At 34.8% G+C, this 10,267-nt stretch carries 4 protein-coding genes; 1 reads left to right on the top strand and 3 read right to left on the bottom strand.

The features are described 5' to 3' along the window. Nucleotides 1-6: 6 nt before the first annotated feature. On the bottom strand, nt 7-2,688 hold the full coding sequence (locus OPS21_RS01980) for a Tc toxin subunit A-related protein (RefSeq protein WP_265027683.1): 2,682 nt from the start codon (nt 2,686-2,688) through the stop codon (nt 7-9). A gap of 107 nt (nt 2,689-2,795) precedes the next feature. Here OPS21_RS01980 and OPS21_RS01985 point away from each other — a divergent pair, with 107 nt between their 5' ends. Further along, complete coding sequence (locus OPS21_RS01985) at nt 2,796-3,884, top strand: IS481 family transposase (RefSeq protein WP_265027684.1); 1,089 nt, start codon at nt 2,796-2,798, stop codon at nt 3,882-3,884. Nucleotides 3,885-3,894: 10 nt separating this feature from the next. On the opposite strand, the gene OPS21_RS01990 is transcribed toward OPS21_RS01985, so the two are convergent. Both OPS21_RS01990 and OPS21_RS01995 read right to left on the bottom strand, forming a co-directional pair. Next, entirely contained in the window at nt 3,895-9,807 is a 5,913-nt protein-coding gene (locus tag OPS21_RS01990; protein ID WP_265027685.1) for a Kelch repeat-containing protein, read from the bottom strand. A gap of 1 nt (nt 9,808) precedes the next feature. Beyond that, nucleotides 9,809-10,174, bottom strand: a complete 366-nt coding sequence (locus tag OPS21_RS01995; protein ID WP_265027686.1) for a hypothetical protein — start codon at nt 10,172-10,174, stop codon at nt 9,809-9,811. Nucleotides 10,175-10,267: the final 93 nt, after the last annotated feature.

A 10,267-nucleotide genomic window follows, 5' to 3' on the forward strand; every position in this document is an offset into this window, starting at 1 on the left:
TAGAAGTTACCAATTAATCGTTGCTTTATAAGGGACCATAATCATTATTTCTTCGATTTTGCTTATATCTGCATTGTTGATTTTAATACTCCAATCACTACCAATTGTAAGTGAAGGATTAACAATCTTTTTAGAATTACGTTCCCAATTGTAGTTATTTAACTTTATAGTTATTCGACTCATATCTGGCGTAGTAGGTATAACATAAATGTTATTTTCTTTATTTAAATCAACTGATGGATTTTTTACATGAACGGGAAAAATCTCAGAGGATAGTTTGAATTTTAGCTCAGAAGAACGTCCTTTTGCTTGTTGTTTAAATTTTTCCCACTCTTCTGGATAGACCGAACTTAGGTTCATAACTAATGTACCGAGGTAATACTTTAATTGGTTAAGGTTTTTTACCTGGCTACTTAAAGCTTCTCCACCATTTAACGCTGTGTAGTCTAAATGAATGATAACATCAGAAATAGTACCGATATCAAATCTATTAGTTGCTTGAGGAAGGCTTAATTCCCAGGTAGAAACTGCACCTGTGCCCTCAAATGGTAAGTAACGTTCATCACCAAAACTAAGTTCAAATAATCCACTATCTTGATCAGCTTTTGAGATAGCAATTTCTTGATTTGGCTTCCAGTTAACTCTCAACAGATCAGTTTCAGGCTGTTCTTCTTCACTTGGGTTTACTAAGTATTTAATTGCATTTATTGCACTATCGCTTTTTAATATTACTTGGCTACTTGTTTGTTGCAAACTTGCATGAACATTTTCATAAGGACCAACCACTGCTGGAATAGTGATCTTGATATCTTTAATTTTACGAGCATAGTGACCAGGGAAATCAAGGTCAAATAATTTTTCCGTGAAAGAGAATTTACAACTGCCTTTAGTTTTAAGCTCATAAAGTGCGATAGGATCAAGAGATTTAAGTGAGATTACTTTAGTGATCTCCAGTCTTCTTTCATTGGTATCATGGTATTCCTTATCAAGTTGCTCAAGTTCAAACTTTAATTTTTGTCCTGAAAGTAAGCCTTCTTTTAAACTATTCCAGTGTCCTGGCTGAATAAAAGTCTTGTTACTATCAACTTCATACTGATAGGCATACTCTGCTTGTCTTGCAATTTCAAGAGCAAGTCTATAAACCCTAATATATAAACTTTTAAGTTCTCCTTTCATCCAGCTGTATAGTTCCTGGTTAGTAAATTTACTTCTGAAAAACTGCTCTTTTTCCTTAATCTGCTCTATTGATTTCTTATGAGCTGTAAGGTCTTGTACAGCATTTGCCTGATTTATCTTGTTTGCTTCTATTTGATGGCTAATTTGCTCAGTATCATAAGTTGCCATAATTTTTTGTAAATCCCAATCCTGAGCTCTTCTTTCATAACTTGCTGATGTACTTATATTCTGTGATATGTTTGATAGTGTGTTTGCTGTTGTTGCTAGAGCTTTAGCACCAGCTTCCACAGACCTGCCAAAGTCACTGCCACCACATGCTAATCCAAAAATATTTGGCACAAGATGCACAGCTACAGCAGCTATTTCAAGAGGAATTGAAAGCGTTAAAAGACCTGTGGCAGTAATAGCTGTTGCTATTGCTGCAATTTCAGAGCCTGATAATCCATCATTAATTAATTTCTCATAATGAGATTTTCGGTCTTTTGCGCTACTCAAACTTGCATCAAGTGCCTTAGCTTCTTCTTTTAATGCTTCAATAGCTTTTTCCTTAATGGTTGTCATTAAGTTAGCCATTATTCCTTCTTGCTTATTGTAAAGCAAAGTGAGTGCTTCAGCATCCTTCTTCTCTAAAACGCTTAGTAGCTCTGAACCAATTTGAGTAACAGTATCAGCAATTGATTTAGCGTAGGTAATCATATACTTAAAACGGTAATGAGGCACTTGGGCTATTTTTGGTAACCTTATAATACTTCCACTAGCTGCAGTACTTATTAGTTGTCTTGGATCAATTGGTGGTTGGAATAGAGAAAGCTCTAAACGTTTACCTTTGATATCCAAGCAATGTCTTATTTTATAAAGACGATCCTCAATCCTATCCCATAAGGCAATAAAATCTTTATTTTCTGGAGTGCAGAAATAACTGCAATATGTAGTAAGATCAACTACAGCAGCACTAGAACTATTGCGTGTATTTTGAACAGTATCTCTCGGAGCTTCTGCTTCTATTTTACATATGTCATATTTATTATTCGACAACTCACATATACTCTCAGGCTCAGCTTTGAACTTTCCTTTCTTTTTGGGCTTTTCTCCAAGAAGGTTCCAAGCTCTTACATAAAGCATCGTTGCTTGGTTAATTCCTTCCCATGAATTTTGAGAAAAGAGCATATCCCCCCAATCGACTAAATTATCTATGTATGACATTATTACATACTTCTCATAAGAGATCTTTTTCTTGTCAGCCTCTTTGTACGGATCAAGTAAATCTATTAACTTTTCACTATCACACTTCTCATTACCATATGAATTTCCGCATTTAGTTTTAAAGGGAAGAAATTGCCATGCATTGCAGCCCCTATTGGTAGGATTGAAGACGTATTGATACCACCTGCGTGCCTCAGCAAACTTCTGCTCCTGGTTGAAAAGATATGCAACCAGTGTTGGAATATGGAAAAATATTTCCCACAAATATACCCCATAAAACCCTTGAAAATCAAGCGTTTGGTTTTGCACTTCTGGTGCTAAGATTGCTTCTGATCCCTTAATGTGTATTAGATAGAACTTGATCTGACACTTTAAAAAAGTAAGTTATAAAATAATGAAAATAAGGAGTGTTAGAAATGAGTACAGTACAGACAAAAATATTAAAACCAAAGCTAGGATTATTAGAACTAGCAAAGCAACTAGGAAATGTATCTCAAGCATGCAAAGTGATGGGATACTCAAGAGATACATTTTATCGCTTTAAGGAGTTATATGAAAATGGAGGAGAGGAAGCATTACATGAAATAAGTAAGAAAAAATCGCTATTAGCGAACAGAGTTTCCGACGATATAGAAAGAGCAGTGATTAGTATAGCAACAGAATTTCCAGCATATGGACAAGAAAGAGCTGCAAATGAACTGAGAAAAAGAGGTATAATAATTTCTCAGGGAGGAGTAAGGTCTGTATGGCTCAGAAATGACCTTGAAACTCTCAAAAAGAGACTTAAAGCACTAGAGACAAAAGTAGCTCAAGACGGAATTGTTTTAACTGAAGAACAACTTGCAGCTTTAGAAAAAGTGAAAGAACAAAGGGAAGCTCATGGTGAAATTGAGACGCAACATCCAGGTTATTTGGGTTCTCAAGATACCTATTATGTGGGTAATATCAAAGGTATAGGGCGAATTTATCAGCAAACTTTTGTTGATACTTATTCTAGAGTTGCAATGGTTAAACTTTACACGGACAGAACAGCTATTACAGCTGCAGATCTTCTCAACGATAGAGTCATTCCATTTTTTGATGAGCAGAAAATTCCATTATTACGCATTTTAACTGATAGGGGTACGGAGTATTGTGGCAAGCCCGAAAATCACGCTTATCAGCTTTATTTGGGAATAGAAAACATTGATCATTCTAGAACTAAAGCCAACTCTCCACAGACTAATGGCATATGTGAAAGGTTTCATAGAACTATGCAAGATGAGTGTTACAATATCATCTTTAGAAAGAGAATCTACAGTTCTTTAGAAGATCTACAGATCGATGTTGATTATTGGTTGCGTTCTTACAACGAAACAAGACCTCACTCGGGTAAATATTGCTATGGTAAAACACCTGTACAAACTTTTCTTGATAGCAAACATATTGCTTTTCAGAAAAATATTAGTAGCATTAAACAAGAGACTGATATTAGTTTTAACTACCTCAATTATCCTGTCAGTTAAGTCTTGTCTGTCAGGTCAAGTCTTGTCTTTTACACTTAATGTAAGCTTCTTTATATGACTTATTGATTAAATTAAAAATTTCTATGCTTTTGTATTTACTTTGATCTACGTTATCGTTTTTCTCTTGAATAATTAATTCTCTTACTAACTTTATCTCTTTATCTCTTTTTCCATCCAATTGCTTATGCCTTTCCTGTTCAGCAACTTTATTATTACCGTCTTCTATTTCTTTTTTGTCTTTTTGTAATTGTGATATTACATTCTTAAGATACTCTTTCTCTTTTTCATACTTTTTTATTTCATCATCTAACTTCTTTATCTCTTTTTCATGCTGTTTTATACTTTCCTCTAATATACCCTTCTCTTTTTTTAATACCTCTATAGTTTTTTCTGGCTCTTGCAATCTGTTTATCTCACTTTCCAAATTTGTCACTTTTGTTTCTAACTCTGTTAGCTGCTCCAGCAATTCTACTTTTTTGCTTTCTGTACTTTGCTTGAGTAGTGCTAACTTTTGTTTCAAATTATCTGCAGCTACTCGAAGCTTCCCTTTTTCTCCTGACTCCTCTAGTGGATCTAGCTGTGCTTCTTGTAATTGTAAATCACTTAACCGTTTTATTATATCTTTTGTTTTTCTCTGTAAGTTATCATCCACAGTTTCCTCTGTTGCTAGCTTAGCTATGTTATTGATCAAAGTTGCCGTTTCCGTTTCTAGTGTTATTAACTCTTGCTGTAATTCTACATTTGTACTCTCTACATTTTGCTTGTGCTGTGTTAGCTCTTGTTTCAAATTATTTATTACTGCTCGTAAATTGCCTCTCTCTGCTGCTTTTTCATATGAATCACTTGATCTATGCGGAAATAAATTATTCAACTTTACTTTTAAATTCTCTATATCCTGCCATAATCTTCTCTTTTCTTTTATATCTTGTTCTACAGAATTTACCTTGCTTTGTAACGCATCTTTACTCCTTTTCTCGCCATCTTTTTTGTTTTCTAAACTAATTAACTCACTTTGCTTATCATTCTCTCTTGCCTTCTTTTTATCTATTTTTTTCTGCATTTCATTTATCTGGCGTGTAACAACTTTCTTCTCCTCTTCCTTTTTCTTATCGTAGAATTCTTTTATACTTTTTTCTGCCTCTGCAATGCTGTTCATACTATTAAAGTAACGCGTATAGGATCTTTCTGATGTTAGGTCCTCTTTCAGAATAAACTTACTATTATGAAAGCCGTTTTCACAAGACAAAATCAATATTTCGCTATCCTTTGTAGCTACTTTCAGCTTGCCATCAAATTTTTCATTAATATCTTTTGATTCTTTAACCTTCTCTTTTAGTTTTCTACCCCAATCCCTAATCTCGTTTTCAAAATAACTTCTAGCCTCCTCTATATCCCGATCTTCAACCCATACATTGTGTTTAAGGAATCCAACTTTCTCATCTTTTTTACCTTTATACTCCTCCAGTGTTTTTTTATTCCAATTTCTAACATCTAAACATTTCCTTACTTCAATCTCAAATTTCTCATCTATTTTAACATCGTGTGGCAACTTTTGTTGAGCGGACCAGCTACCATCCACCTTTTTAAATACATAGTACAAAGTTAGAGTAGAATCATTAATTGATACATCTTCTATTTGCTTTTCCTTTACAGTTTTGTGTAGCCAAAAAATAAATATTCTACCAAATGTATGGACTATTCTTGCGATGTTGACTGGTATTTGCACTTCAATTTTTTGCCAAGGCTCCCAAGTCTGTGTACTTCCTGTTTTACCACCTTCAAAATTGCCAATACGGTAATAGTAAGTATAAGGATCTGCTTGAGTTCGTCCTAAAATATACAACTTGTTGTCTGTAAAATAAGTATCAACTACTCTGAGATTCACAAGCTGTGCAAAATCCTCAAAATACTTAATGTATGCATCGGTTACAGTATCATCAGTAAGATTTCCTTGCATTAGAGTATTCTGCAATGCTTTATATTCTGCAGTTGCAGATTTACGTAGCGTAGGATTTAGGTAATTTTCAGGATATAGTGCAACCTTTTTAGTTGCTTCCCATTCTCTATAGTTATCCAATAAATCCCACATTTCCTCGGTTAATTCAGAATTAACTGTTACTCCTTCTTCAAGGCCTAATATACAGCAGTGAATATAAAGCTGAAGACTATTTAGCCCTGCTTTAAGAGGAGAGATTTTTGAGCAATCACTCATTTCAACATCGATTAATAGAAATGCATATAGGCTGCGCATATTCTTATTCTTGATTTCAGAATATGTATGCAACATGTAGTTCGCTAGGATATTGCGCTTTTGATCTTCTAGCTGCTCTTTTACTCCTTCTACATAGCTTAGCGATTCCTGTAGTTTTCTTGCAGTGTTATTGTACTTATCCCATTCAGTAGATGCTGATAAATTATGCAGATTCCTCAGTTCCAACAGGGTCTTGCCATCAATTGCAGAGCGCTCTGACATATCCATAAAAGACTTAATTTTTAGCAAAGAATCTAGAGGGTTATGTTCTTTACTGAAATACTTTTTAAATGCATCAAATTCCTTCATTTCATTCAGAACTTTCTTATCCCAATGAGTAAGCTGTGCTATTTTTTCTGTAACTTTGCTTTCATCATCACTATCACGTAACCATTCCGTATATTGTGATAAAGTAAGCTCATTACCAGAAAATTCACTTTGCAATGCTTTGTAATTTGCAAGAGTTTTTATCTGTTCTTCTGTCCACGTTGCTTTTAGGTTCGCATGATTTGTAATATCTTCTGCGTCCATTTTAAGCGTTGTAAACACAGTGGCATTGTTTAAAAGCTCTTCTATTGTTGCATCGTAAGTTATAGATAAGCCTATCGTGTATGTACGATTATATGTACTACTTCCTCCGTCTTGATAAGTTAGAGTTGCTCTATTATTATGTATCCCTATTGACTTGCACTTATCAGGTTTATAAAGATCGATGGCTTTCCAAGATTTGGTTGTATCATCATAGATATCTATTTTACCAGAATATTTTGTGCTGTTTGTAATATTTACAAGCAAGTCATCTCGTATTTCAGTTTCTTTTGCAGTACGCTTTATCCAGCTTTTAGCTATATCTTCATCTTTAGAATAACTAGTAGAATCATAAATATACACTTGGCCTGTAACAGTACTACTTTTCTTTCCTGTGAAGAATATAGCCTTTGTGCCAATTACGATTGCTGATACACTCTCATGTGCTTCGTTAATTTCATCTGTTTTTTTCCATTTGTTAGTAGGGCTGTCGTAAACATCTATATATTTAGAGTGTTGCTGATTACCCTTACATCCGCCAAAGAAAATGGCTTGTTTACCAACAACTGTAACCAATGCTGCGTCACGTGCTTCACCAGCAGTATGTTCAACTTCTAGCCATTTTTCAGTTTTAGCATCGTAAATATCTATTTTATTGGATCTTGTTTCTCCTGCTTTACCACCAAAGAAAATAGCCTTTCCATCCACTATGGCTACTGATGCATTTTCACGGGCTTCGCTAGCTGTATGCATTGTCCATTTTTCAGTTTTACTGTCATAGATATCAACCTTTGAAGAACATTGGTCACCTTTATTTCCACCAAAGAAAATAACTTTTGTATCAACTACAGCTACTGATGCATTCGTGCGTGCTTCACTTGCTGTATCTGATGATCTCCATTGTCCAGTTTTATTATCGTAGATATCTATTTTACCTGACCTTCCTTGGCCTACTTCACCACCAAAGAAAATAGCTTTTTCGCCAATTACTGCAACAGACGCATTTGCACGTGCTTCACTTGTTTGGTATTGATCTGCTTTCCATTTTTCACTTTCATTAGTAGCATTATCATTGTAGATATCTATTTTTGCAGAGCATTCACTGCTGCTTTTATTTCCGCCAAAGAAAATAGCTTTGCTTCCTACAACGGCCGCTGCTGCACTATCACGTGCCTCACTAGCTATTTCAGTTGACCAGCTTCCAGTACCTTCATCATAAATATCGATTTTTTTGGAATACTCATTTGTACTCTTCTTACCGCCAAAGAAAATAGTCTTTTTACCAACCGTTGCTACTGCAACATTCTCTCTTGGCTCACTAATTGCATGCTCTACAAGATCCTTTTTAAGTACTTTGCTTTCTCCAAGAAAAACAGCCTTTTGACCAATGATTCCTACATCATGAACGATACTTTTATCTAATGATTCAAGCCTTAGCAGTTGTAAATTTGTTGGTTGTTTTTTTGTAAACTCATGTGTTGCAGCTAGTCCTTCTTCATTAAGCTGTTCTCCTATATATTGCAGTACTAAGTTATGAAAGGCTTTTTCATCACGCTTTAGCTCCGGATCCCTTTCCAGTTCTTCACATATTTTGCTTATCTGTTCTGTATACTTATGAGAAAGCGCAGAAGAATTTACCAGTGTACTTAACTGCTCAATAGTGATGGAATTGTTGCTTAACCAATCGCTTAACTCAATAACGTGCTCTACGTTGTTTATTGTTAGCTCACTAATGTTTAACTGTAGTAAAATCTGTATAACTTCAGCTATTGAAATATTCATCAACCTTGCTAGCAGAATTTGTTTGTGTACTTCTAAAATAAGCGATTTTCCAGCTTTGCTTGACACTTTGTCGTTATAATTAATCAAAGAAGTCAGTTCTTCCTTACTGATGTTCCAAATCTTTTGTAATATAGTGCTGTTATCTACGTTTGTAACAAGCTCCTTTGGTGAAGCCTGAGTCAATTTACCTAACTTTTCAAACAACAGTGTAAACCTTTCAGTTAACTGACAGAAGTTGTGTAGAAACTTTTGCTCTTTGACACTAATTTTTTCTTGCTTCTTAGCTTTTTTGACGTGAGTAGTAGATTGACTGAGCAGCCATTCTACTTCCTGACGTTTTGCTCCAGTTCTTGCAATGAATTCATCAAAAATTTCTTCTTTAAATGGTTCAGAAGGTTCCTCCATACCATAAATTTTCTTCAGGTCTGATTCTTTTACTCCTTGTAAAAAGAATAGGGACTCTGCTGCATTGTTAGCATCTTCTTTACTCTCACTTCCCCCTATTGATATAGAAGCATTAGAATATAACTTGCACACTTCACTTAAAGGCTTTTTCAATCTTGCTTCTAAGCTTTTTATTCTGCTTATCTCGTTAAGAGCACCTGCGTCAATTTCATTCTTATCAATCGCAAGCAATACATTACACAGTTCATTAAACGACCAATTAAGCTTGTTTGCAAGGCGAATAAAGCGATGTAGAAAGCCTAATGCCTGATCAATGTTATCTATAGTACCAGAATTGATACTTAGCTTATTGGTAGGATAAATTCTGTTATAGCAGTCAATTAGCCGCTCTAATTTATCAGAGTCTATATTAGTTTGAGCAATGAACTTCTCAACGTTTTTAAGCTCACTTTTACTTATACCATAAACTTCGCTTGAATTAGAACTTGTAGAAGTAATAATCTCATATTCTTCTGGAGAAAGGCCTAAAGATTCTGCAACGTTATTAGCTTCTGGTTTTAGCACCTTATATAGGTCAGCTAAAGTAATGCCTTGTTTTTCGAGGTAAGCCCGTATGCTAATCAAAGGAAAATTAGCAGGCAGATTAAATGGATATTTAGCTGTTGCTAACTTCTGTAGAGCATTGCCACCTAGTTTCTTATCTAGATTCTTCTCCATTATTTCATTAGCAATCTCTAGGTATAATTTTGTCTTATTTGTACTGTTACAATCTAGTGGAAGCTCAAATAAGTCAGGACGACGTTCTTTAAGCTTATGCTCTGGAATATACTTTTCAATAGTCTCAACTAGCTTAACAAAATAAGCCGCTGGGCTTAAAACTGACTGGCAGTGGTCACACTCATTGTAACCTTCTTTAGTCTTAAATATAGTTTCAACTACGTTGCTATCTGTTGTCATATTATTCTCCTTGTAAACTGTGTATAATTGCGTCACACTTCTCTGCAGTATCGTGATCGATATTACAAACACGCATTGCTCGATAATGTGGTTCGGTCATCTCTCTGGCGTTTTCTATATAGCGAGAGACGAACTCTCTCCTATTTAGCGCTTTCCGGTAAATATCTTTAGCTTCTTGCTCTGTGATTTTGTCTTTTACTCTTTCGATAAAAACATCCTCACATAAATCTGTTATTTTGAATGCTGAGTCATATAAATACTCATCATTTTCATTTTTAAAACTGAGTAATTTCTCAGTCATTTCGTGTTCTACTCCCATCTTCTCTAGACGAAGTTGAGACTCATTAACGGTACTTTCATTGGTCATGTTTTTCATCTCCATAGTTGTTTAAATTTTTAAATTAGAACTTGTTGTTTTATATTGGTTAACTAAAGAGAATTCCCCTCTAGCTAGCCTTTT

This window comes from Wolbachia endosymbiont (group B) of Chorthippus parallelus, assembly GCF_947251815.1.
Taxonomy (GTDB): Bacteria; Pseudomonadota; Alphaproteobacteria; order Rickettsiales; family Anaplasmataceae; genus Wolbachia.

Bases quoted from the DNA above. Each gene is read 5' to 3' on its own strand.
- OPS21_RS01985 (WP_265027684.1), top strand. From the start codon at position 2,796: ATGAGTACAGTACAGACAAAAATATTAAAACCAAAGCTAGGATTATTA.
- OPS21_RS01990 (WP_265027685.1), bottom strand. From the start codon at position 9,807: ATGACAACAGATAGCAACGTAGTTGAAACTATATTTAAGACTAAAGAA.
- OPS21_RS01995 (WP_265027686.1), bottom strand. From the start codon at position 10,174: ATGACCAATGAAAGTACCGTTAATGAGTCTCAACTTCGTCTAGAGAAG.